We start from the raw sequence: 24,904 nt of genomic DNA, 5'->3' as shown, positions 1-24,904 counted from the left end.
CAATGACAACAGAAACAAAATTACCATTTGATAAGGGGTTTGTAAGCTCTTTTTCAAAAGAGACAGGCGAACCTGCCTGGTTTGCAGAGCTTCGCCTGAAGGCATTAGACTATTTCGAGGAAGTGCCTATGCCTCGCCCGGATAAAACAAAAATTGATAAGTGGAACTTCACGCAATTTGATCAGCATGTTGTAAAAAGTGCTGCATACACTTCACTGGCTGAACTTCCAGAGGAAGTAAAAGCATTAGTTGAAGAGAATAAGAACTTATACATTCAACGAAACCAGACTCCTGCCTTTTTATCTTTATCAGAAGACCTAAAAGCGAAGGGTGTTATCTTTACCGATATTTTCACCGCTGCAAAGAACCATGGTGACATATTGAAAAAGTACTATATGACACAGGCAATTAACGCTGATGAGCACCGTTTAACTGCCCTTCACGCTGCGCTTGTGAATGGGGGAGCTTTCTTATACATTCCTAAAAATGTTGAAATCTCTGAACCAATTCAAGCGGTGTATGTACAAGATGATGCCCAAGCGAATCTATTCAATCATGTGATCGTCGTGGCGGATGACAACAGCTCCGTAACTTATGTTGAAAACTATATTTCCACGATGGAAGAATCGAATGCATTAGCCAACATTCTAACCGAAGTCATTGCCAATAGTAATGCGAAGGTTCAATATGGAGCGGTTGATTACCTGGCAAAAGGAATCACTACCTACGTGAACCGCCGCGGTGTTGCGGGCAGAGATGCTCGAATTGAATGGGCGCTTGGTTTAATGAATGAAGGCAATACGATTTCCGAAAATACAACAAACCTGCTTGGTGACGGCGCATATGGCGACACAAAAACAGTTGTGGTTGGACGCGGAGAACAAACACAAAACTTTACTACTAAGGTCGTACACTTTGGTAAACATACAGAAGGTTATATCTTAAAGCACGGCGTAATGAAGGATAGCGCTTCTTCTATTTTCAATGGAATCGGCAAAATTGAACATGGCGCTTCTAAATCAAATGCAGAGCAGGAATCACGTGTACTAATGCTTAGCGAAAAAGCACGCGGCGATGCCAACCCAATTCTCCTCATTGATGAGGACGATGTAACTGCAGGACATGCAGCGTCAGTTGGCCGTGTTGACCCAATCCAGCTCTATTATTTAATGAGCCGCGGCATTCCGAAAAAAGAAGCCGAACGTTTAGTTATTCATGGCTTCCTTGCTCCAGTTGTGAACCAGCTTCCGATTGAAGGAGTAAAGAAACAGTTAACTGAAGTGATTGAAAGGAAAGTACGCTAATGAATATCGGGGATATTCGCAAACAGTTTCCAATCCTGGATCAAGAGGTTAACGGCAAGCCTTTAGTATATTTGGATAGTTCAGCAACTTCCCAAAAGCCGCTAAAGGTTATTGAAGCCGTTGAAAAATATTATCGTGAAATCAATTCCAATGTCCACCGTGGTGTGCATACACTAGGAACAAGAGCTACTGATGCTTATGAAGGTGCCCGTGAAAAGGTTCGTAAGTTCATCAATGCCAAGTCTACGCAAGAAGTTATTTTTACAAGAGGAACAACAACTTCCATCAACACAGTTGCTGCAAGCTACGCGGCGGCGAACCTGAAGGAAGGCGATGAAATCGTCATTACGTATATGGAGCACCACAGTAATATTATTCCGTGGCAGCAGGTGGCGAGACGGACAGGTTCCCAGCTCAAATACATCCCGCTTCAAGAGGATGGAACGATTTCACTCGAGGATATACGAGCAACAGTGACACCGAATACGAAAATTGTTTCGGTGATGCAGGTATCCAACGTTCTTGGTGTCATCAATCCTGTCAAAGAAATCGCCCAGATTGCCCATGAAAATGGAGCGGTTATGGTAGTGGATGGTGCGCAAAGTGCTCCGCATATGAAAATTGATGTTCAAGATTTAGATTGTGATTTCTTTGCTTTTTCAGGACATAAAATGTGCGGTCCGACCGGCATTGGTGTTCTTTATGGGAAAAAACATTTACTTGAAAATATGGAGCCAATCGAATTTGGCGGCGAAATGATTGATTTCGTTCAATTATACGAATCAACATGGAAAGAGTTGCCGTGGAAGTTCGAGGGAGGCACACCGATTATTGCAGGTGCTGTCGGTCTCGGCTCTGCCATCGATTTTTTAAATGAAGTTGGCTTAGACAATATTGCCGAGCATGAACATAAGCTTACTGCATATGCTTTAGAAAAAATGTCAACGGTTGAAGGCATGACCATTTATGGTCCGCTTGATCCGGCAAAGCGTGCAGGACTAATAACGTTTAATCTAGCAGACGTTCACCCGCACGATGTGGCGACTGTTTTAGATGCGGAAGGTATTGCAGTTCGCGCCGGACATCATTGTGCCCAGCCGCTGATGAGATGGTTAAAAGCTTCCGCAACTGCTCGTGCAAGCTTCTATTTGTACAATACTGAAGAAGATATTGATAAACTTGTTGAAGGGCTTGTCAAAACAAAGGAGTATTTCAGCGATGTCTTCTAATAATTTAGATACACTGTACCGTCAAGTTATTATGGACCATTATAAAAATCCTCGTAATCGCGGGGTATTGGAAGATGGCAGCCATACGATAGATATGAACAACCCAACCTGCGGTGACCGCATTCGCTTAACCCTTAAGGTGGTAGATGGGATCGTGGTAGACGCCAAGCAGGAAGGGGAAGGCTGCTCGATCTCGATGTCCTCTGCGTCGATGATGACGCAGGCGATTAAAGGGAAGAAAATCGAAGAAGCTTTAAAGCTGGCGCAGATTTTTTCCGATATGATGCAGGGCAAAGATTACGATGATGACGATATCGATTTAGGCGATATCGAGGCACTTCAAGGTGTTTGCAAATTTCCAGCCCGAATTAAGTGTGCCACACTTGCTTGGAAGGCAATGGAAAAGAGTTTAAAGGAAGAGGAACAACAATAGAACGGCAGGGGTTTTTATGGCCCCTCTCGTTTATGAATGGAGGACACGATAATGGCAAAAAAAATGCCTGAAATCGGTGATTATAAATATGGTTTTGCCGATAAAGACGTTTCCATATTCCGATCAAAGCGTGGATTGACAAAGGAAATTGTTGAAGAGATTTCAAAGCTTAAGAGCGAGCCGCAATGGATGCTGGATTTCCGTTTGAAATCACTTGAGCATTTTTACAATATGCCAATGCCGCAATGGGGCGGAGATTTGGGTTCTTTAAATTTCGATGAAATTACGTATTACGTAAAACCATCTGAGAAGTCAGAGAAGTCATGGGACGAAGTTCCTGAAGAAATTAAAGCAACTTTTGATAAATTGGGTATTCCTGAAGCAGAGCAAAAGTATCTTGCTGGGGTATCTGCACAATATGAATCAGAGGTTGTTTACCATAACATGAAGGAAGACCTTGAAGCACTAGGAATCGTCTTTAAAGATACGGATTCCGCGCTTAAAGAAAATGAAGACATTTTCCGCGAGCATTGGGCAAAGGTTATTCCGCCAACTGATAATAAGTTTGCGGCATTAAACTCTGCTGTTTGGTCCGGCGGATCTTTCATCTATGTCCCGCCAGGTGTGAAAGTGGATACGCCTCTGCAAGCGTACTTCCGAATTAACTCTGAAAACATGGGTCAGTTCGAGCGTACATTAATCATCGTTGATGAAGGCGCACACGTGCATTATGTTGAGGGCTGTACAGCTCCAGTTTATACAACAAACTCGCTTCACAGTGCGGTTGTTGAAATTATCATTAAAAAGGATGCTTACTGCCGTTATACAACAATTCAAAACTGGGCAAATAACGTTTTCAACCTGGTTACCAAGCGTGCAGTTTGTGAAGCAAATGCGACCATGGAATGGATTGATGGTAACATCGGTTCGAAGTTAACCATGAAGTATCCTGCGGTTATTTTAAAAGGGGAAGGCGCCCGCGGTTTGACATTGTCAATTGCCATCGCAGGTAAAGGACAGCACCAGGATGCCGGAGCGAAAATGATTCACTTGGCACCAAATACATCTTCAACGATCGTATCTAAGTCTATTTCTAAGCATGGTGGTAAAGTAACTTACCGTGGTCAAGTTCACTTCGGCCGCAAAGCCGACGGTGCACGTGCAAATATTGAGTGCGATACGTTGATTATGGATAACTTGTCAACTTCAGATACAATACCTTACAACGAAATCTTAAATGACAACATTTCACTTGAGCACGAAGCCAAAGTTTCCAAGGTGTCTGAAGAGCAGCTTTTCTACTTGATGAGCCGCGGTATTTCTGAGCAGGAAGCAACTGAAATGATCGTTATGGGCTTCATCGAGCCATTTACAAAAGAACTGCCAATGGAATACGCCGTTGAGATGAATCGCTTGATCAAGTTCGAAATGGAAGGTTCTATTGGATAACCAAGAAATAACCTTTGTATATCAAGGGTTTTGGGTTTATCATAATTTGTAAAAATGTCGGCACGCCGATTTAATATTATCTTTTTAGTGCAGGAGACGAACTTTTTAAAGTTCGTCTTCTTTTATTTTTCCGACAGATTTCATATCGGCTTCATTTCTCGTTTGAACATGTAAAAAAACAACACACTTAGGGAAAAAATTTACACATATTCCGAGAATGGCGGAAGTTATAATGAATGTATATTTTTTTGAGATCGAATTTATTAAAAGGAGAAGCCAGCCATGTCAAGAGTGATTGAAGAAGGTATTTTACATCCTGAAAGGTTTTTTAAGGACCATGGATTAACAAAACATCAAGTTGAAAAAGCCTTAGAACACTGTATTCGAAAAGTGGAAGAAAATCTTGAGCTTTTCAAGGAAACATTTCCAGATGCTGCGAGCGTCAACAATGTGTATTCACCGGTCCAAAATGATTATGAATGGACACAGGGCTTTTGGACAGGAATGATTTGGCTTGCATATGAAATGACCGGGAATAAGAAGTTTCGTGAGGTTGCCGAAATTCAAGTGGAGACCTTCCGTAAAAGAATCGATGAGCGATTAGGGATAAACCACCATGATTTAGGGTTTCTTTATACTCTGTCTTGTGTAGCTGCTTATAAGCTGACAGGAAATTCAGAGGCAAAAAATATTGCGCTTAAGGCTGCAGATACATTAATGGAGCGCTTTAGTAAAAAGGGTGAATTTATCCAAGCATGGGGGGATTTGAACGCCCCTGATAACTATCGTTTGATTATTGATTGTTACTTGAACTTACCGCTTCTGTTTTGGGCGAGCGAGGTTACTGGCGATCAGCGTTTTTATGATGCAGCATACAAGCATGCTAAAACAGCTATGAAAGTCGTGGTTAGAGAGGATGCATCGACGTTCCATACGTATTATTTTGACAGTGAGACTGGTCAACCTGCAAAAGGGGTAACTGCTCAAGGGTATTCAGACGATTCTTGCTGGGCCCGTGGCCAAGCCTGGGGCGTGTACGGCTTTCCTTTAAGTTACCTGTATACAAAAGATGAGAGCTTTATGGAAATGTATCATAAGGTAACCCAATATTTTCTCAATCGACTGCCTGAGGATTATATTCCTTATTGGGATCTTATGTTTACAGAAGGCGATCAGTATCGGGATTCATCAGCTGCCAGTATTGCCATCTGTGGACTTTTGGAAATGGATAAATGGCTTCCTCTTGATCATCCAATGAAAAACATCTATCAAAGTACAGCAATGCATATTTTGAAATCGTTGATTGAAAATTATACTACCATCAATCATTCTGAATCAAATGGTTTGCTTTTACATGCTGTTTACAGCATTCCTCATAATGTCGGAGTCGATGAATGCAACATCTGGGGCGATTACTACTATATGGAGGCATTAGTAAGGGTACTTAAAGACTGGGAGCTTTATTGGTAGAATCATATTAGTGATCAAAATAATAATAGGCGACTGTGAATTGGACTGTTAGATGAATAATCTGGCAGTTTTTTATTAATGTATAGTTGAACTGGTAAGGAGATTAGCAGGATGTTAAATATTGCAGCATTATTAGGAGATTATTGGCATGATATAGACGATCTAAAAGCTGGATTACAAGCAGCCATTTCAAGATTACATTACCATGAAAGTATTGACCTTCAATATATTACACATGAAGAAGTTTCACAAGTTCTCGATGATAAACCAGACTTATTTATCAATGCAAAAATGGCCCAGCTAAATCCAATGGATGAACAAGTGATTATCTGGCTAACGGAAGATTTGGATAAAAAGCTAGTCAACTACATCAAAGAGGGTGGGAGTATCCTTGCTTGGCATGCCGGTATGGCAGGGTATTCACCAGAATCCCACTATATTCACATGTTAAGAGGCTATTTTGTCTATCATCCACCAGGACTTCAACAGGTGATTTACATGTGTAAGGAAAATGAAAAAAGTGGAGAGAAAATATTCTTCCTTACCGATGAGCACTATTTAGTTCATTGCGATGCAGCAAATACAAAAGTAGACCTTTGGAGCACTAGTGCTGATGGAGATTCACTTGCAGGATGGAAGCATCACTATGCAAAAGGGAAAATATGCTGCTTTACTCCGGCTCATACGAAAGATGGAATGTTAAATACAAACATCTCTAGCTTGTTAGCAGGAAAAATAAATTGGACATTATTTAATCAACTATAAAGCTGCAGATTTTCTGCAGCTTTATTCTTTTAAAAAGCCAAGCCGGTTTTGAGCAACCGGGTGTTTTTGGCTACTAGGTGTATAGTTCAAACAAAAGAGAAATCAAAATTCTGCACAACCTCCTCAAAATTCTGCACAGAATTAAAAAAATAGACGGAATATAATATAAATTAAATATCCATGCTGCCGGCGACAATGGATTGATCTCGAATGAAGGTTTTCTGCAAAGTCTCCTCGCTAAGATAGGGAACTTGGAGGCGCTGACAAACACATCCTTAAGTTTTACTTCATACGATCATTTGTAATTCTAATTTAATTAATTTTCAAAAAAATGTAGAATTATATGTGAATTACGATTGAGGAAGTTGATACATGAAAATGTTAGAAATTTCAATTGAAAAGAAGAGAAAAAAGATGCTTGCCCTAGCCGAGCAGTATGGACTATCGGCACACAAGACCATTCAAGTCAGTAAAGAACTTGACCAGTTAATCATTATTTATCAAGAACTGTTCTCCAAAAATCTTATAAGTTAGCATACAAACAACAATAAAGAGCAAGTTGTTACTTGTCAAAAATAAAGCTAGTATATTTAAGTAAAAGGAGGCTTTCCACTATGTATAAAATCATGCTGATTGATGATGACGTCCCAATGCTAAAATATTTAGAAAAGTTGGTTCAGTGGAACAGTCTCGAGTTAACTATTTGTGCTGCAGCCTACTCTCCTATGAGAGCACTTCAATTATTTGACTCTACACTCCCGGACATTGTTATTTCGGATATTGGACTTCCTCAAATAAATGGGCTTGAATTAGCAGAGAAATTTAGAGAATTGAAACCGGATGTCCGGATGATATTCCTAACCTGTCATGAGGATTTTCATTACGCGAAACGTGCGGTCCAATTAGGTGCGGACGAATATTTGATTAAAGATGAACTGACTTCTGAACAATTGGAAAAAAGTCTTAGAAAATCACTGCAGCATTTAAAGGATTCACAAGATAATTTGGAACTCTATTCATTCAGGGAAACAATCCAAATAAATAAAGAAGTCTTAAAGCAAAACTTTTTAGAGCAAATTCTATCTGGAAAAAATATAGAAAATATACTGGGGTACGGTAAAAAGTTAGGGATTCATTGGGTATTTCCTGATTTTATAATGGGGAAATCTTTTATTGATTTTTCTACTTTACCGGAAAAATATAGTCTTCGTGATATTCTTTTTATAAAATTTGGGATTCTTAACATTGCTGAGGAGTTAGCTCAAAATGTTAAAGGAATGACACCCATTCTGGATAAAGAGAATAATCTTTATATCATTTTTAACTTTAAATATACGATTTCCCAAAACACTTTTGAAGAGTATCATCGTTTTCTAGTTGATTTGCAACAGAGGGTTAATGAATACTTAAAAATAAATCTCTCTTTTTTATACAGTAGAAATATAGTTAAAAGAGCAAATCTTGGGGACGAAATAGTGAAATTGAGCAAATCTCGTTATCAGGCCTTTTATCTTGATTCGTCTATAAGCGGATTACATTCTAACCATCGTAGTGATTGGCATATCAATTCAAATGAAATGCTAAAGCCGTTAGGTAACGAGTTGATGAAAGCATTTGATCATAACGATCTACCAACCATCTTCAGAACAATCGATGAATTGGAAGCGTTGTCTATTGAAAAACACATTAATCCTAAACAACTTATAGATAACGGGGAGCGCTGGATTAGCTATATGGATGTAAAAAGCGGAAACTCTTTAAAAAGCGAGGAGTTCGCCTATTTTTTGAAGAATTCTGTTAAGTTGAAAGACTTCATCTTATTGTTAAAAAATAAAGCTGAACAATTGATGAGTTCCATGGAGGACAAACAAAACGATTCAAGGAAAAAACCAAAGCTGCAAGAAATTGATCAATTTATCATGGAGCATTTGTCTGAGAATATCAGTTCGGCGGATATGGCTAACTTCCTTTTCTTAAACCCTAGTTACTTTTCGCGTTATTTTAAAAGACTAGCTGGTGAAAACTTCACGGATTATATTCATCGCTTTAAAATGAAGACGGCTGAAAAATTGTTGAAGGAAAAAGAAGACAGCATTGAAATTATTGCAAGTCAGCTGGGCTATTCCGACAGAACTTACTTCTCCAAAATATTTAAGAAACATACAGGATATAGCCCGGGGGAATATAAATCCAGGCAAGCAAATAAGATTCTTACGTAAAGATTTAATTGTAAATAAACCCCATTTTGACCTTGGAGAAGCGGCTGCTTGCTATCGTCCTAGTACAAAATGGGGTTGCTTTTGGTCTGAATGTTTCGTTTCAATTGTTAATGATTGTTGCTTACAGCAGAGCTGCTTTTTTTATGTTCAATTTTATTAATAGATTGATAAGCAAAAGTCATCATCACGATACTTAGCAGGCTACCTGAAAAGAAAGGAAGCAGACCAGGCGCCAGTCTTAGTACAAAAAAGGCAGTAATGAGACACACTACCATCATGGCGGTTCTAATCGGGTTAGCAATCCCGATCAGAAAAGCATTTTTCACATACTGGAGAAGTTTCAAATCATATTGGACGAAGACCGGAAAAATATAAATAAAAGTCACTGCGTAAACACTAGTAAACAGGAATAAAACAATCAAAAATATCTTATGAATGAATTCATTTTGAAAATCAATGATTTTAAAGTCAAGATATAGAATGAGACCTGTCACGAAAAACATTAGTCCTAATTGGTTTGTTTTTAAAAATTCTCCCCGATAATAGGTCCAAAATGTTTTCAGCACTGGTACATCATGTTTACTTATCAACCATTTTCGAATGACCGCAAACATCGCTGCCGTTGCGGGGAAGATCCCGAAAACAACTGCTCCTAATAGAGTGAAAAGAATCCAAAGAATATTAAGGTACGCCAAAAGCATGATCCACTCACACGTACGGAAGATTAATCCCAAAATACCTTTCCATTCCATTCTTACCCCCTCCTTTATATGAACGGAAAATCTTCATTAATATTTATTATTATAAAGAAAATAGGAACAATCGGTCGTGAAGAATTTTTACCCTCATGTGAAAGATTTTTACCCATGGGTATACTCTGAAAAAAGCTGGAACAGGCTTTTGAAAAGGTAAAAATATTGCACGCACAAGTACAAATTGTCAATGGGAACCCCACTAAGATTCCATTAAATTTAGAGTACAAACAAAAGATGAGGTGAGGATATAATGGAAACGAACATAGTAAAAACAACCCGTAAATCAATTGGGAAGTCTATGATTAAAAAAAGTTTTTGGACGAACTCCCGTCGAGAATCGTTAAGCGGTTGGCTTTTCATTGCCCCAGAATTTATTGGGATTGTTGGGCTTGGTGTTTTCCCGCTGCTTTTTTCATTGTATTTAAGTTTTACTGAATGGAACTTGGTAGGCGGACTCAAAGCAATTCATTTTATTGGATTAGAGAATTTCATCAATGTATTCCACGATAAGGTTTTCTACCAAGCCTTGAAAAACAATTTTATTTTTTCTCTCGTATATGTTCCTGTCAGTATTGGGTTATCATTGGTGATCGCTGTGTTAATTTCATCAACTGTCTATTTTAAAGGCTTTTTTAAGGTGGCATTCTTTGTACCTTATATTTCAACGATGGTTGCAGTGGCAACAGTATTTTCTGTATTATTCCATCCTTCTCTGGGTGTGATTAATAAAGTATTACATTCGATAGGAATTGCCCATCCGCCTGATTGGTTCGGCAGTACGGATTCTGCTCTTTGGGCAATCATTATTATCGCAGTATGGAATATCGTCGGCTATAATGTCGTCATTTATCTCGCAGGATTAACAGGTGTGTCAGCGGAATTATATGAGTCAGCCCAAATAGACGGTGCAAACAAGCTTCAGCAATTTTTTCATATTACCGTTCCAATGCTGGGACCAACAACTTTATTCCTGCTTATCACATCGATTGTAAACTCGTTTAAGGTCTTTGATTTGATTGCTTTTTTAACCGAAGGAGGACCAAACAATTCAACGAATGTTCTTGTTTATTATATTTACCAAGAAGGTTTCCAAAATTTTAGAATGGGTTATGCAAGTGCATTATCTTGGATATTATTTGTCATTGTTGCTGTCATCACTCTTATTACTGCCAGGGCGCAAAAAGAGAATTTTTAGGAGGTGTGTATGATATGACGAACTTGAAAGTATCAAAAATTATTGGAACGATTTTGGTTGGGATGTTGTCGCTTTTGTTCTTGTCCCCTTTGTTATGGATGCTCTCTTCTGCAGCAAAGGTAGAGAAGGATGTTATGTCTTACCCAATCGAATGGATTCCAAATAACTGGAACATCATTGAAAACTTTAAAACCGTCTGGCTTGGAAAAGTCCCGTTTGAATTGTTTTATTTCAATTCATTAAAACTTGCCATTATCTCAACTGTCATTACGCTGATCATTTCTTCGATGGCGGGATATTCCTTTGCAAAATTAAATTTTCCTTTTAAAAATACAGTGTTTTTTTTACTAATGGCGTTTTTCTTAGTTCCGTCAGAATCCACGCTGGTCCCTAGATTTATCCTGATCAATTGGCTTGGCCTGTATGATTCTCATGAAGCACTCATACTCATGTCTGCATTCTCCATCCCGCTTACGTTCCTGATGCGGCAGTTTATGATCGGAATCAGTACGGAATATATCGAGGCGGCAAAGATGGATGGGGCCGGATTTCTCCGGATTTATTGGCAGATTATGCTGCCAATGGTAAAACCCATTCTGGCAACTGCGGGTATTCTTAAGTTTATTTGGACTTGGAATGATTATCAGAATCCGCTTATCTTTCTATCCAGTCAAAAATTATTTACGATTACACTTGGAATGGGAATGTTTGCCGATGAATTTGGCACCAGCTATGCAGCAACGATGATGGCAGCCCTTGCTGCGATTGTTCCACTTGTTATTGTATTTTTAATCCTTCAAAAACAGGTTATCGAGGGAATCACGGTTGGCGGTGTCAAAGGGTAGGCAAAATTGTGCACAATGTTCTCAAAATATTACACAGCCTTAAATTAAATTGAAAATTATAATAAATTTGAAAGTGAATAAAGGGGGAAACATTCATGAAGACGAAAAAGATGCGAAATATGTTGTTGAGTATGACATTGGTAGGCTCTGTTTTTCTATCGGCCTGCTCCGCTGGAACAGAAAAGGTTGATCAAAAAACAGCAAAGAAAGATGAAAAGGTTTCCATCAACTACTATACTTGGGAAACCAATGATGTGATTCAGAAAAAAATTGACAATTTTGAAAAAGCAAACCCGAATATTGAGGTTCATTATGAACCGCTCGTTACAAACAATAACAGTCTTGAATATTACAAAAAACTGGACATTAAGATGGGGACTGGACAACCTATTGATGTCGTGGCTTTCTCACATGTGGATTTCATGGTAGAGCGTGCAGCCCGCGGCGTGTTGGCTCCGGTAGATGATTTTTTGAAAGCGGATTCTATTAATCCAGATGAAGAATTCTACAGTGTGCCGAAATATGAGAATAAGACATATGGTATCCAAGATACCTCACAGCCTTGGCTGGTCGCGTTAAATAAAAAAGCATTGGATGAAGCCGGGCTGCCTGTCCCTACATGGGGCTGGACTTGGGACGATTTCCGTGAGTATGCCAAAAAATTAACGAAGGGCAAGCAGTATGGCGCTTACTTCCATACTTGGGGAGAATACGATAATTTCGTTGCTTACTCTGAGCTGCCACACCCATATTTAACAAAAGATCAAAAGCCGGTATTTAATGATCCATCTTTTAAGAATTTCTTTGAGCTGCGCCGTAACATGGAAAAGGACGGCTCTGTTAAGCCATTTAAGGATGTCATTGCCGCCCAATTGCACTATGCATCAGAATTCTTAAATGGTGAAGCAGCTATGCTTCCTACAGCAGCATTCTTCGTCGGTTTAATTAAGGATAAAGAAAAGTATCCGCACGATTTCCAAACTGTATTCGCACCGCTGCCGCAGTCTTCAAAAGACACTAAGGTTGGTGCAGAAAACGTTGGCGGACATTATCTCGCGATTGGGGAGTCATCTAAACACAAGAAAGAAGCTTATAAATTCGCTCTTTATATGGCGCAGCAAACAGATGTGATCAGTGATATTCCAGGATCTAAGAATGTCGACAAGGATGCTGTTATTAACAAAATGATTGGTGAAGACTCAAATCTGGTAGACAAACAATCACTAGTGAGCTCCGTGTTCGATAATAGAGGATATGTAACTTACGATACAAGTTATACAACAGGCTATGCCAGCCAATTAAAGAAAGTGTTGGAGGATGGATTCAGCAAATTCATGTTAGATGGAACAAGTGCTGAAGATGCCCAAAAATGGATGGTTGAGCAGGGGAACGATATCATTTCTAAATCCAAGTAAACACGTTTGTCCCGAGAAAAAGCAGCCGAAATGGTTGCTTTTTCCCTTATTATTAGGTTCAGCGGTCATGGTATACTAAATTGTCGGCAGATGATGCAGAGGAGGGGCGGAAATGATGAAATGGCTGTTTAAATCTACTTTTTACCGGAAAATTCAAATTTCCTTTTTTATTTTTATTCTCTTTCCCCTTGCGATTGCGTCGGTTTTTTCTTATTCCCTCATTAGAGGTGTAGTAGTCGAGAAGGTGAAGGATTCTCGCCAAAATGTGGTCAATGTGTATGCAAGCGATTTAAATCAAACGGTCGAGGAAATCGTCTATGCCACCAATCTTTATGGAAAACCAGGAAGTAACACGTTTGAGGATATTAGGGCTTTTAAAGATGTCGGTCAGTTATCTTCCTTTGAAAATTATCAAAGATATGCCCGCATTTCCGATTTTCTTAAATTAGCTTTCTCTAAAACTTCTGGACTAAAGGCAGAGGTATTTTATTTGAATAACAGCAATTTTTTAATCTCTGGAAGTAATACGTTGGAATATTCATTCCTTAAGAATCCCAATTCAAAAGCACTAGATCCAAAGTGGAGGAGCACGCTCAATCCTAACAGAATCTATTGGGTAACAGAATCCGAATTAGGCATATCGCCATTGACTGAAAATGAATCCTATTACTTTGCTGTGAGATCCTATAAAGATTTCTCCAACGGCAAGGATTTAGGGGTTATTTTTGTAGGAATCCCGCATGGATATTTTAAACATCTGTTTAAAAAACCAGATTCCGGAACGTTCCAGTTGTACGATGATAAAAAACAGTTGATTATTCAATACCCAGACAATGAAGCAGGACCTGCGGATGCGGAGGAATTAAAGGTTGGTGCAACCGTTTCTGCTGCAAATTGGAAGCTGCTTTATCGTTCATCATTTAAAAATATCACAGGCGAAATTTCGCAAACCTTTCGTTTCTATGCTATTTCTCTTTCTATTAGTATCTTGATCTTTCTTATTATTTCAGTGTTTATTGGCAAATCCATTTACAAACCCCTTAATAGACTAAGAAGGGTAGCCGAACAGTTTGGAAATGAAAATCTAAGCGTCCGTTTCCCGGTAGAAGGAAAAGACGAAATTGCAGTACTGGGAAATGCGTTTAACAACATGCTCGATCAAATCAAACAATGGATTGGAAAATTCAAAAAAGAGCAGGAAGAAAAACGGGTGATTGAACTTCAAGCATTGTTTGCTCAGATCCGCCCGCATTTTTTGATTAATACACTCAATTCAATTAAATGTAATCTGATTTTAAACAATGATCACATTCATAGCCGTCAAATAGATTCTTTAATGAGGCTGCTGCGTGCTTACATGAGGGTAGATGAACTGACGCCCCTGAAGAAAGAGTGTGAGTTATTGATTGACTATACCGATATTATGAAGATGCGGAACGACATGAATTTGGATTTGATTATTGATCTTCCGGAAGAATGGGAAGATTTCCGCGTGCCTCGCTTAATTTTGCAGCCTTTAGTTGAAAACGCCATCATTCACGGATTTAATGAAATTCTCTATAAACCGGAGATTGTTATTCAAGCTAGAAGCATAAAAAATCAACAATTAATCATTGAAGTACGTGACAATGGCATAGGGATATCGGAAGAAAAAATTAAATGCCTGCAGTCCAATCTTCATGAGGAAGCGGAGCAAAATGAAGGTAAAAAACATATTGGCCTTAAAAATGTATTTCAACGTCTAAAGCTGACCTACGGACCTGAGGTATCGATGGATTTTCAAGGTAATGAAAATTCAGGACTGTCCATTCGCTTATCTATTCCTATTAAAGGGCCTTTGTGATTAATTGAAAAGGTAAAAATCCTCCTCCATATGAGTAAAAATCGTACATTGTTACTGGTGCCTGGCTCCAGTAACATTTTCTTTGTAATGGTATCCCGGAAAGGAGGAATAAAAAAATGGATATCAAAACATTCTTCAAAAAAACAGATGAAATTTGGTACCATTACAAATCATTCATCCTCATAGGAATCTTATTTGCTGGGATGATTCTATCCCTTCTTCCATCTATTCATCACTCAAAGGAAACAGATTTACAGGCAGTGTTTATTGGAAATTTTGTAAAAGAGAAAAAGCGGCTCGATGTACAACGAGACATTACCAAAAAATTCTCAGGAGAAAGAGAATCCCCAAACATTCAAATTAATTTTTGGACAACAAGTGATAACACTCTTTCAGATCGAACTATCCAGCAAAAACTGATGGCGATGATTGCAACGGGAAGCGTTGATATAGTCGTGATGGATAAAAAGTCTTTCATACGTTTTGCTCGTGAAGGGACTTTTTTGCCGCTTGATCAATTTGAAAGCAAATTTTCAAACGGCACCCGGTTTTTATCAAGTATGGATAACGGGCAAGAACATTGTTACGGAGTTAAGATAGTCAAGAATCCGCCCTTGGAGAAGGCGGGCTATCATACAAACGAAAAAGTGCTAGGTATTGTTGCAAGCAGTAAAAATCATAAGAGGGCTTTAACGGCAGCAGCAACACTCGTTGACTATTAATTTAGTAAAAGTTTGGTTATTAGTTTTTTGAATACGCTTCCATTTATAGTCTGAAAATTTAGAAAACAGATCATTATTTTCACTATATTCCGAGGAGGAAGACAATGGCTAAACCGCAAAAAAGGAAATCAATGATTTTATTGATAATTTCCATGCTTCTTGTTTCTCTTATTTCTGTAAAGAACATCGCTAAAGCCAATACAACAGGGGAGCAGTCCGTCACCATGGATGATTTTGACAAAGCTCGTGCAAGATGGTTTAACAAATTGACGGGAAATGAACAATACAACCCAAATGACTCGGATATAAATGAGTACCTTGTGAAATTATCCAATCGGGTTACAAATGCCGGAAAAACAGGGTACTGGGACACGCTAAATAAGGAAGAGGGCCGGTCATACTTATGGAAGAACCTAGTGAGTACGTCAAATTCAGCTGAGATTACCAGTGCCTATAACAACTTGAAAGATATGGCGCTTGCCTATTCCATTAAAGGATCAAGCTTATATCATAATGAAGCGATGAAAGTTGACCTTATAAGCGCCTTGGATTGGATGTACGCCAATCGTTATAACGAGCAAAAAAGCGAGTATGGAAATTGGTGGGACTGGGAAATCGGAACACCAAAGAGATTAAACGATATTATGGTCTTATTGTACGATGAGCTTTCACCAACACAGCTAAATAACTATATAAAGGCAATTGACCATTTTGATCCAAACCCGAAAGTGAGAACGTATAACAATGCCATTAAAGAAACAGGAGCGAACCTGCTGGACAAAATTTTTATCGCTAACCTCAGAGGGGTGATTGGGAAAACCGATGAAAAAGTAACCCAAGGGCATGATTCGCTTCCTAATGAATATCTTTACGTGGATCATAGTGATGGCGTTTATAAAGATGGGTCCCTCGTCCAGCACTTTAATATTGCTTACACAGGCAGTTATGGAGCTGTTTGGCTCACGCGTACGGCAGACATCCTATATTTGTTAAAGGATTCTAAATGGCCGTCTCCTCAAGTGGATAATATCTTTAACTGGGTATCGGATACTTTTGAACCGCTTATTTATAAAGGGGCGGTGATGGATATGGTGAATGGACGATCCATTTCGCGCCAATATGAAAATGATCATGATAAAGGCAGAACCATCATTCTAAGCTTGTTAAATTTGGCCAATGCAGCTCCTCAGGAAAAATCAACGTCAATCAAGCGCATGGTGAAAGAATGGATTCAAACGGATACTACGTTCCCTAACTATACAGCAGGTTTGTCGGTTTATGATATTAATCTTGTAAAATCCTTGATGGCGGATTCTTCGATTCAACCAAGAGGGGAATTACTTAAAAATCAGGTGTTTGCTGGTATGGACCGAGTCGTGCATTTACGCCCGGGCTTTGGTTTTGGATTAAGCATGTTCTCCGATCGGATATCTGCTTTTGAATACGGCAATGGAGAAAACCAAAAGGGCTGGTATACAGGAATCGGCATGACCAATTTATACAACAATGATCTTAAGCAATTTAAAAACGATTTTTGGCCAACAGTCGACAGCTTCCGATTAGCGGGTACAACCACGGACGGGTCAAAAGGAATATTAAGAGATTGGGCCGCTTATTATAACACCAGAAATTGGGCAGGCGGATCCACAATGGATGGGCTTTATGGATCGGCTGGTATGGATTTCTCACTTGCAAATGTGACAGGGAGCAGCTTGCAAGGCAAAAAGTCTTGGTTCATGTTTGATGATGAAATCGTTGCGCTCGGATCCGATATTAAAGGCGGGGACAGTCGTAAAGTAGAAACGATTGTTGAAAACCGGCAATTGCGAGATGCCGGAGACAACCAGTTAACCGTAAATGGAGAAACAAAATCAAGCAGTCTTGGCTGGTCAGAACCAATGGAAAACGTCAAGTGGGCCCATTTAGAGGGGAATGTTCAAAATTCAGACATCGGCTATTATTTCCCTAATCCTGCACAAATTGATGGTTTACGAGAAGCAAGAACCGGATCATGGAAAGATATTAACAGCGGAGGTTCAACCGCTCCGATTACAAGAAATTACTTAAGCTTGGCTTTTAATCATGGAATAAATCCGCAAGAGGCTTCTTATTCGTATGTACTGCTGCCAAATAAATCTAAAGAAGAAGTAGAAGCATACAGCCAGAATCCGGATGTAACAATCTTAAGCAATACAAAGGATGTTCATTCGGTTAAAGAAACGACGCTGGGAATAACCGCTGCCAACTTTTTCGCACCTGGGACGGCAGATTTCATCACGGCTGAGAATCCTTCCTCTGTTATGGTGAAGGAGAAAAAAGGTGAATTGACATTGTCTGTTTCGGATCCAACACAAAAGCAGGACAAAGTCATCATTGATGTAGATAAAACAGGAATTTCTGTCATAAGTAAAGATGATACCGTAAAGGTGCTGCAAACATCTCCTACAATAAAAGTAGAGGTTAATACGGCCGGGTCTATCGGTAAAACACATGTTGTGAAGTTCCAAGTCGATGAGTCGAAGGATATTGAACGGTTAAATCAAGTCATTGATTTCGGCTATCAAAATGGCTGGATCATGAATGACGGAATCTATAACAGTTTAATTTCTAAGGTTAATCAGATTCAAAAATACAAAATTGGCAGTAAGTTAGTGGATAATGGTGTGACAGATCTTGAAAATCAAGTTCGAGCTCAATCTGGAAAAATGATTAATCCTTTTTTTGCTAATTTTTTGTTAAGTAAAACCATACTCTTGGATTCACAAAGGTAATAGCGTTTTTTGAGTAACAGCCAAGCTATTTTAATAGTCTTGGCTGTTTTTTATTCATTTAGATTGAACTACATAAAGTAAAAATTTTTCACAAAAAGCCCTAAATCGTACCTATAGAAACAACCTCATAAAAATTATGATACGTAAAAAGGCAATATTTTAATAAGGTGTCTAAATTAGAGGTGCAGAAAAATGAAAAAGGCAATCGGCATTGATATCGGGGGTACAAAGATTGCAGCGGGAATCATTACAGAATCGGGAGAGTTGCTTTATCGTGCCGAAGTAAAAAGTGATCCTTCTGACCGCGAAAAAATGTTTCAACAAGTAATAGGGGCGGTTGAACAAGTTCTTGAAAAGTCATCTTTCTCGTGGGCAGAGATAGAAGGAATCGGCGCAGGTGTCCCGGGTAAAGTGGATAGGGAGAATGGCATCGCGATTTTTCAAAATAATTTGCGTTGGGATCACTTTCCAATCGTATCGCGTTTACAGGAAAAGTTTTTTATTGAAAAGGTAACGATCGATAACGATGTGTATATGGCTGCCTTTGCCGAGTGGAATTTTTCCAGGAGAACATGGATGGAGACCTTTGTTTATATGACCATCAGCACAGGAATCTCCTGCTCGATCATTCATAATGGAACCTTTATCAGAGGAGCTGGATTTGCCGGCGAGCTGGGTTTGATCCCCGTTCTGTCAAAGTCCGCCATAAAAAAAAATGAGCGGTTGGAAAAAGTCGCAGCCGGACCAGCTATCCAAACTTTAGCCAAAACGCAATTGCAGGTTCAACATCTTTCAACGAAAGATGTCTTTACCGGATATACAACAGGAGCACCCGAATATCTGCCGATTATCGAAGGGGTAACAGATAATTTGGCTCAAGGCATTTATTCCATTTCCTGCTTATTGGATCCTCATAAAATTGTTTTCGGCGGCAGTGTGATTATAAACAATCCTTTTCTGCTCGACATCATAAAAGAAAAGTTGAAAATCTATCAATTGCCTGAACAGCAGCATCTATTAGGCCAGATGAGTATCAGCAACTTGAGACAGGATAATGGAGTGATTGGTGCAGGCTTAAGAGTATTTGAAAAGATATAAATAAACCAAGAGGAGATGTCGGTATGTTTACATTAACCCAAGAGAAGTTATTGCCATTAGGTGCATCGATTACGACTGCGGAAATAAAACAGCAGCCAGATTTATGGGAAGAGACATTTGCCTTGTTAACAAAGAAAAGCATCGAGATTAAAGAATTTCTACAAAAATTATCTAGTAAACACAGCAGAGTCCGGGTCATTTTTACAGGTGCCGGAACATCTGCCTATGTAGGAGATACAGTCACTCCCTATCTAAAAGAAAAAGTGGATGAAGAACAGTGGGAATTGCTAAGTATTCCAACAACCGCATTAGTATCAAATCCATATCAATTTTTAAAAGCAGATGTTCCAACATTACTAGTTTCGTTCGCCAGGAGCGGCAACAGTCCAGAAAGTATTGCGGCCGTCCAGTTGGCTGAACAAATCGTAAGCAATTTGTATCAGTTGACGATTACTTGCGCACAAGATGGGAGGTTAGCCAACCGGGCAAAGAACGACGAAAACAATTTATTGCTGTTGATGCCTGAAAAATCCAATGATCAAGGATTCGCTATGACAGGAAGTTTTACTTGCATGGCGTTAACAGCCTTACTCGTCTTTGATCCTTTATCAGTTGGTGAGAAATTAGCCATTGTTAAAACAATCCGCCATATGGGTGAAAGTGTCATTAATCGGGAAGATATCATCAAAAAAATAATCGAGACTGATTTTGAGCGCATCGTTTATCTTGGCTCAGGCAGCCTGGAGGGCCTAACAAGAGAAGCTCAGTTAAAAGTATTGGAGTTAACTGCTGGTAAAATTGCTACCTCCTTTGATTCATCGCTGGGATTCAGACACGGACCTAAATCGTTTGTGAATGAAAAAACATTAGTCTTTGTTTTTGTTTCAAACCATCCTTATACACGTTTTTACGATTTAGATATATTACAAGAATTGAAGCAAGATAACACAGCCTGCTGCATTTGCGCCATCGCAGTGGACGGAGAAACCAATTATGATGGTGAAACATTTTCTTTTAGACCTGAAGCCCAAGATATTCCCGACGCGTACTTGGCCCTTCCGTATGTCATAATCGGTCAAACGGTCTCGCTGCTAGCTTCCATTAAAGTGGGCAATACACCGGACACTCCTTCTCCATCTGGAACAGTCAACCGTGTTGTAAAAGGGGTAACCATTCACGAATACAAGTAATAATTTTGAATTTTTATAATTGGATAGGGATTTTCTCCCTTTCTGTAACTGCTTCTGATCAGAGGTGTAAGAGAAATGGAAAAGTTTATTTATGCAGAAAAATTTTTTCTTGAGGAAAGGGCAGCCGGTCCCGGTTTTTTGGAAATCAAAGAGGGAAAATTCGGTGCTTTTTTTGAAGAATTGCCCAACGAGTCCGCAGAAGTTATTGATTATGGCGGACTGTGGATCGCTCCAGGATTAGTGGATACGCACATTCACGGCTTCAAGAACCACGATGTAATGGACAATGATTTTGATGGATTGAATGAAATTTCCAAGGGGCTCTTGTCTTGCGGGGTGACATCCTTTCTGCCAACAACGTTAACTTCCTCGATAGATTCATTGAATGACGTTGTTGAGATGATTGGTGTTAATTATTCAAAAGTGGAGGGCGCCAAAATAAGAGGCATCTTTTTGGAAGGGCCCTTTTTTACAGAAAAACATAAAGGCGCGCAAAACAAAAATTATTTTCGTGATCCGTCCATTGATGCGTTGAAAACTTGGCAGAAACGCTCCAATCAGATGATTAAAAAGATTGCGCTGGCACCTGAAAGAACAGGAGCAGCGGAATTTATTGAATTTGCCGTAAAAGAAAAAATTGCGGTGGCATTGGCCCATAGTAACGCCACTTACCAAGAAGCCAAACAAGCCGTTGAAAAAGGAGCTTCCATTTTTGTTCATACGTACAACGGCATGAGCCCGCTGCACCATCGTGAGCCGGGAATGGCCGGTGCGGCTATGAATTTAAAAGATGTGTTTGCCGAACTCATTTGTGATGGGCACCATGTTCATCCCGCTGCCGCCAACATTTTAATGAATGTCCGCGGCAGAAACAATACCGTCCTGGTGACGGATTGTATGATGGCTGGAGGGATGCCGGAAGGAACCTATCAGCTGGGAGAATTTACTGCGGAGGTAAAAAATGGGGCAGCCCATTTGGAAAGTGGAAGTTTAGCAGGCAGTGTTCTGCAATTAAATGCGGCTGTTAAAAATGTCGTCGAATGGGGGATTTCCACACCTGAAGAAGCGATCTATATGGCGAGTATGGCACCTGCTAAAAGTATTCAATTGGACGGCCTATGCGGGAAGATTAAGGCAGGCTATGAGGCTGACTTTATTGTGCTGACTCCAGCATTGGAATTAACGGCTACTTACCTTGATGGTGTATGCCGCTATCAAAGCTTAAACAATTTGTTTTGTTGAAAGAGGGAGTGCGATGATTTTAGCCGTGGCAGTGAATCGAAATCAGTCCATTATGACAGCACTAAAAACAGCCATGGCCCCCGGTATGTTAAATTCACTAGAAGTTGGGAACGGGTTATATTAACCTGTCCTAGCTCAATTATTATTTTGATTTGATACAGGTCGAAAAAATAGATTTATAGGGGGAATTTCGATGTTAGAAATGACAAGTAACAAATTGGCCGCTTTAAAACGTCTATCTGATGTAAATGGTGTAATCGGAGCTTTGGCGATTGACCAGCGCGGCTCATTGAAAAAAATGATTATGGCAGCGGGTACGGAAAGTGTCGAAGATAATAGCATCATCCGCTTTAAAAATTTGGTTTCGGAAGAATTGACTCCTTATTCTACTTCCATCCTGTTAGATCCTGAGTATGGACTGCCCGCTGCAAAAGTCCGCAGCAAAGATGCAGGGCTATTGGTAGCCTATGAAAAGACCGGCTATGATGCAACGGCTGTGGGCCGGTTGCCTGATTTATTACCGGAGTGGTCCGTTAAAAGGTTGAAAGATGCAGGTGCAGATGCTGTTAAATTCTTACTCTATTATGATGTGGATGAGGACGAAAAAATTAACGAGTATAAACATGTTTTTATGGAACGGATTGGTTCCGAGTGTGCAGCTGAGGACATTCCATTTTTCTTGGAAATTGTCACGTATGATGCCAAATATAATAATGCAAAAAGTAAAGAGTATGCAAAAGTGAAGCCGCATAAAGTGATTGAGGCAATGAAGGAATTTTCCAAGCCTCAGTACAATGTCGATGTATTGAAAGTAGAAGTTCCAGTGGATATGAACTTTGTGGAAGGTTTTGCGAAAGGGGAAACAGTTTATAGTGACGAAGAAGCTGCTGCGTATTTTAAAGAACAAAGTGAAGCGACTGCGCTTCCATTTATCTTTTTAAGTGCCGGAGTAAGTGCGGAAGTTTTCCAGGAAACATTGAAGTTTGCCAAAAAATCCGGTTCTACCTTTAATGGCGTCTTATGCGGCCGTGCAACCTGGAAAAACGGCGTTGAACCATTTGCTTCAAACGGTGAACAGGCAGGACGTGCATGGCTGCGTGAAAACGGCAAAAAGAATATTGAGGAACTAAATGCAGTGTTGAAAGAGTCAGCCAGCTCATGGTTCGACAAGATTAAAAATACACATGATGTTCCAGGAAACACTTTGCAGTATGCTTGAAGAATTTTTTCCGCTTTGACGGATGAGCCTTTACAAAACCCATTATTGGAGGTTCGCATGAAAAAATTAAATACCTTAACCAAAATAGCCAATTGTGGAGTGGTGGCTGTCGTTCGGGCTGATTCTGCGGAAGAAGCGTGTCATATCTCCGATGCCTGTATTGAGGGTGGGATTTTAAGTATTGAAATTACTTTTACCATTCAAGGCGCCGAAGACGTGATTAAACAGTTGACAGACTACTACTTTGACCGAGAATGCGTCTTGATTGGTGCAGGAACTGTACTGGACGCAGTTACAGCACGGATAGCCATAATGGCAGGAGCGCAATTTATTGTCAGTCCAGCTTTTGATCAAGAAACTGCTAAACTATGTAACTTGTATCAAATTCCATATATGCCAGGCTGCATGACCATTACCGAAATGAAGCATGCGTTGGAATCGGGAGTCGATATTGTGAAATTATTCCCGGGAAGCACTTACGGATCTGAGTTTGTAAAGGCGGTTAAAGCACCGCTCCCACAGGTAAACATCATGCCAACAGGCGGAGTAGATTTAGAAAATGTTGAAAAATGGATTCGAAATGGCTGTGTCGCAGTAGGAGTAGGCGGGAATTTACTAGCTCCAGCAAAAACAGGAGACTATTCAAAAATCACATCACTTGCTCGTAAATATGTAGAAAAAGTACAGAAAGCAAGGGTGAACAAATCGTGAAAAAGGTTGTCACGTTTGGAGAGATTATGCTTCGTCTCTCCACTCAAACTGGAGAACGTCTTTCAAATGCCAAACAGTTGCTGATGCACTATGGGGGAGGGGAAGCAAATGTCGGAATTTCCCTTTCACATTTCGGTTATGATGTGTATTTTGTCAGCAAAATCCCAAATAATCCATTAGGACTTGGGGTGGAACGTCATCTTCTGTCACATGGTGTTCATACCGACTATCTAATGACAGGCGGAGAGAGATTGGGCACCTATTATTTAGAAACGGGCGTCGGGGAACGAAGTGCAAAAGTGACGTATGACAGAAAGTATTCGAGTTTTTCTAAACTGGTAGTAGAAGAATTGGATTTTGATGAAATCTTTAAGGATGCTGCCCTGTTTCATCTATCTGGAATTACCCCGGCCTTGTCCGCGGGGCTGCAAGAAGCAGCGCTTATTGCTTTACAGAAAGCAAAAGAACATGGAGTCATGACAAGCTTTGATTGCAACTACCGGGCATCACTTTGGAGCCATCAGGAAGCAGCGGAAGTGTTTCAAAACTTGCTGCCGTATGTGGATATCTGCTTCTGCGGTGAACTGGATGCCATCTACTTATTGGGGATAGAACAAGCCAGCGATTCTTTAACAAGAGAAGAGAAACTAGTTTTCTATTATAAAAAAATAAGAGAGCTTTATCCAAACATCCGCTATATGAGTTCTACCTTCCGGGACGTTATTTCAGCATCTCATAATGTTTTGCAAGGAACCTTATTCGTAGATGAGAGGCTCTATGTATCGAAAAAACATGTAATAAATCCAATTGTAGACCGCGTTGGCGGCGGAGATGCGTATGCGGCAGGAATCCTTTTTAGTTTGTTGGGATCGTTATCACCGCAAACCGCTGTTTCATTTGCTTCTGCCGCCTCTGCATTAAAGCATACGGTATCTGGTGATTGCAATACTTTTACACAAGAAGAAGTATTTCAATTTGCTGAAAACAGTTCTGGAAAGATTTCACGGTAACCACAAAATGATAAAAAGG

General features: G+C 39.8%; 21 protein-coding genes. 20 read left to right on the top strand and 1 reads right to left on the bottom strand.

Features of this window, described 5'->3' with window-relative positions; all coding sequences use genetic code 11:
• Positions 1–2 precede the first annotated feature (2 nt).
• The 8 genes from sufD (at position 3) to LC455_RS14955 (ending at position 8,869) form a co-directional block, all read left to right on the top strand.
• The gene (gene sufD, locus LC455_RS14990; RefSeq protein WP_223591953.1) at positions 3–1,304 is read left to right on the top strand and encodes a Fe-S cluster assembly protein SufD; all 1,302 of its coding nucleotides are present in this window, start codon (positions 3–5) and stop codon (positions 1,302–1,304) included.
• Positions 1,304–2,533 carry a cysteine desulfurase gene (locus LC455_RS14985; RefSeq protein WP_223591951.1) on the top strand — a complete coding sequence of 410 codons (1,230 nt, stop codon included), beginning with the start codon at positions 1,304–1,306 and terminating at the stop codon, positions 2,531–2,533. Before sufD ends, LC455_RS14985 begins: the two co-directional genes overlap by 1 nt.
• Positions 2,523–2,966, top strand: a complete 444-nt coding sequence (gene sufU / locus LC455_RS14980; protein ID WP_223591949.1) for a Fe-S cluster assembly sulfur transfer protein SufU — start codon at positions 2,523–2,525, stop codon at positions 2,964–2,966. Before LC455_RS14985 ends, sufU begins: the two co-directional genes overlap by 11 nt.
• A 51-nt stretch (positions 2,967–3,017) precedes the next feature.
• On the top strand, positions 3,018–4,415 hold the full coding sequence (gene sufB, locus LC455_RS14975) for a Fe-S cluster assembly protein SufB (RefSeq protein ID WP_223591947.1): 1,398 nt from the start codon (positions 3,018–3,020) through the stop codon (positions 4,413–4,415).
• Between the two features lie 282 nt (positions 4,416–4,697).
• The gene (locus LC455_RS14970; RefSeq protein WP_223591945.1) at positions 4,698–5,885 is read left to right on the top strand and encodes a glycoside hydrolase family 88 protein; all 1,188 of its coding nucleotides are present in this window, start codon (positions 4,698–4,700) and stop codon (positions 5,883–5,885) included.
• Positions 5,886–5,996: 111 nt separating this feature from the next.
• Positions 5,997–6,650 (top strand): ThuA domain-containing protein, encoded by a 654-nt coding sequence (locus tag LC455_RS14965; RefSeq protein WP_223591944.1) that lies wholly within the window; start codon positions 5,997–5,999, stop codon positions 6,648–6,650.
• 372 nt (positions 6,651–7,022) lie between these two features.
• Positions 7,023–7,184, top strand: a complete 162-nt coding sequence (locus LC455_RS14960; protein WP_223591943.1) for an aspartyl-phosphate phosphatase Spo0E family protein — start codon at positions 7,023–7,025, stop codon at positions 7,182–7,184.
• Positions 7,185–7,264: 80 nt separating this feature from the next.
• Entirely contained in the window at positions 7,265–8,869 is a 1,605-nt protein-coding gene (locus tag LC455_RS14955; protein ID WP_223591942.1) for a response regulator transcription factor, read from the top strand.
• Positions 8,870–8,976: 107 nt separating this feature from the next.
• Here LC455_RS14955 and LC455_RS14950 read toward each other — a convergent pair whose 3' ends face one another.
• Entirely contained in the window at positions 8,977–9,621 is a 645-nt protein-coding gene (locus tag LC455_RS14950) for a YesL family protein (protein WP_223591941.1), read from the bottom strand.
• Positions 9,622–9,874: 253 nt separating this feature from the next.
• On the opposite strand from LC455_RS14950, the gene LC455_RS14945 reads away from it, so the two are divergent.
• The 12 genes from LC455_RS14945 to LC455_RS14890 all read left to right on the top strand — a co-directional run bounded on the left by LC455_RS14945 (position 9,875) and on the right by LC455_RS14890 (position 24,885).
• Entirely contained in the window at positions 9,875–10,819 is a 945-nt protein-coding gene (locus LC455_RS14945; RefSeq protein WP_223591940.1) for a carbohydrate ABC transporter permease, read from the top strand.
• Between the two features lie 14 nt (positions 10,820–10,833).
• Entirely contained in the window at positions 10,834–11,664 is an 831-nt protein-coding gene (locus LC455_RS14940; protein WP_223591939.1) for a carbohydrate ABC transporter permease, read from the top strand.
• Positions 11,665–11,759: 95 nt separating this feature from the next.
• The gene (locus LC455_RS14935; protein ID WP_223591938.1) at positions 11,760–13,079 is read left to right on the top strand and encodes an ABC transporter substrate-binding protein; all 1,320 of its coding nucleotides are present in this window, start codon (positions 11,760–11,762) and stop codon (positions 13,077–13,079) included.
• A gap of 112 nt (positions 13,080–13,191) precedes the next feature.
• Positions 13,192–14,922 (top strand): sensor histidine kinase, encoded by a 1,731-nt coding sequence (locus tag LC455_RS14930; RefSeq protein WP_223591936.1) that lies wholly within the window; start codon positions 13,192–13,194, stop codon positions 14,920–14,922.
• A 116-nt stretch (positions 14,923–15,038) separates the two neighbouring features.
• Complete coding sequence (locus LC455_RS14925) at positions 15,039–15,644, top strand: hypothetical protein (RefSeq protein ID WP_223591935.1); 606 nt, start codon at positions 15,039–15,041, stop codon at positions 15,642–15,644.
• Positions 15,645–15,748: 104 nt separating this feature from the next.
• A complete protein-coding gene (locus LC455_RS14920) occupies positions 15,749–18,415 on the top strand; it encodes a polysaccharide lyase 8 family protein (protein WP_223591933.1) in 2,667 nt (888 codons plus the stop codon).
• Positions 18,416–18,607: 192 nt separating this feature from the next.
• Positions 18,608–19,513: an ROK family protein gene (locus LC455_RS14915; protein WP_223591931.1), complete on the top strand. Its 906-nt coding sequence runs from the start codon at positions 18,608–18,610 to the stop codon at positions 19,511–19,513.
• Positions 19,514–19,536: 23 nt separating this feature from the next.
• Positions 19,537–20,703, top strand: coding sequence for an SIS domain-containing protein (locus LC455_RS14910; RefSeq protein ID WP_223591929.1), 1,167 nt, complete (start codon positions 19,537–19,539; stop codon positions 20,701–20,703).
• A 75-nt stretch (positions 20,704–20,778) separates the two neighbouring features.
• Positions 20,779–21,945, top strand: a complete 1,167-nt coding sequence (nagA, locus tag LC455_RS14905; protein ID WP_223591928.1) for an N-acetylglucosamine-6-phosphate deacetylase — start codon at positions 20,779–20,781, stop codon at positions 21,943–21,945.
• Positions 21,946–22,138: 193 nt separating this feature from the next.
• Positions 22,139–23,164, top strand: a complete 1,026-nt coding sequence (gene lacD / locus LC455_RS14900) for a tagatose-bisphosphate aldolase (RefSeq protein ID WP_223591927.1) — start codon at positions 22,139–22,141, stop codon at positions 23,162–23,164.
• A 57-nt stretch (positions 23,165–23,221) separates the two neighbouring features.
• Positions 23,222–23,875 (top strand): bifunctional 4-hydroxy-2-oxoglutarate aldolase/2-dehydro-3-deoxy-phosphogluconate aldolase, encoded by a 654-nt coding sequence (locus LC455_RS14895; RefSeq protein ID WP_223591926.1) that lies wholly within the window; start codon positions 23,222–23,224, stop codon positions 23,873–23,875.
• The gene (locus tag LC455_RS14890) at positions 23,872–24,885 is read left to right on the top strand and encodes a sugar kinase (protein ID WP_223591925.1); all 1,014 of its coding nucleotides are present in this window, start codon (positions 23,872–23,874) and stop codon (positions 24,883–24,885) included. Before LC455_RS14895 ends, LC455_RS14890 begins: the two co-directional genes overlap by 4 nt.
• The last annotated feature ends 19 nt before the right edge of the window (positions 24,886–24,904 follow it).

Source organism: Neobacillus bataviensis (assembly GCF_019969725.1).
Note: the sequence above shows the minus strand (reverse complement) of the source record. Positions and strands in the feature narration are given on the sequence as shown.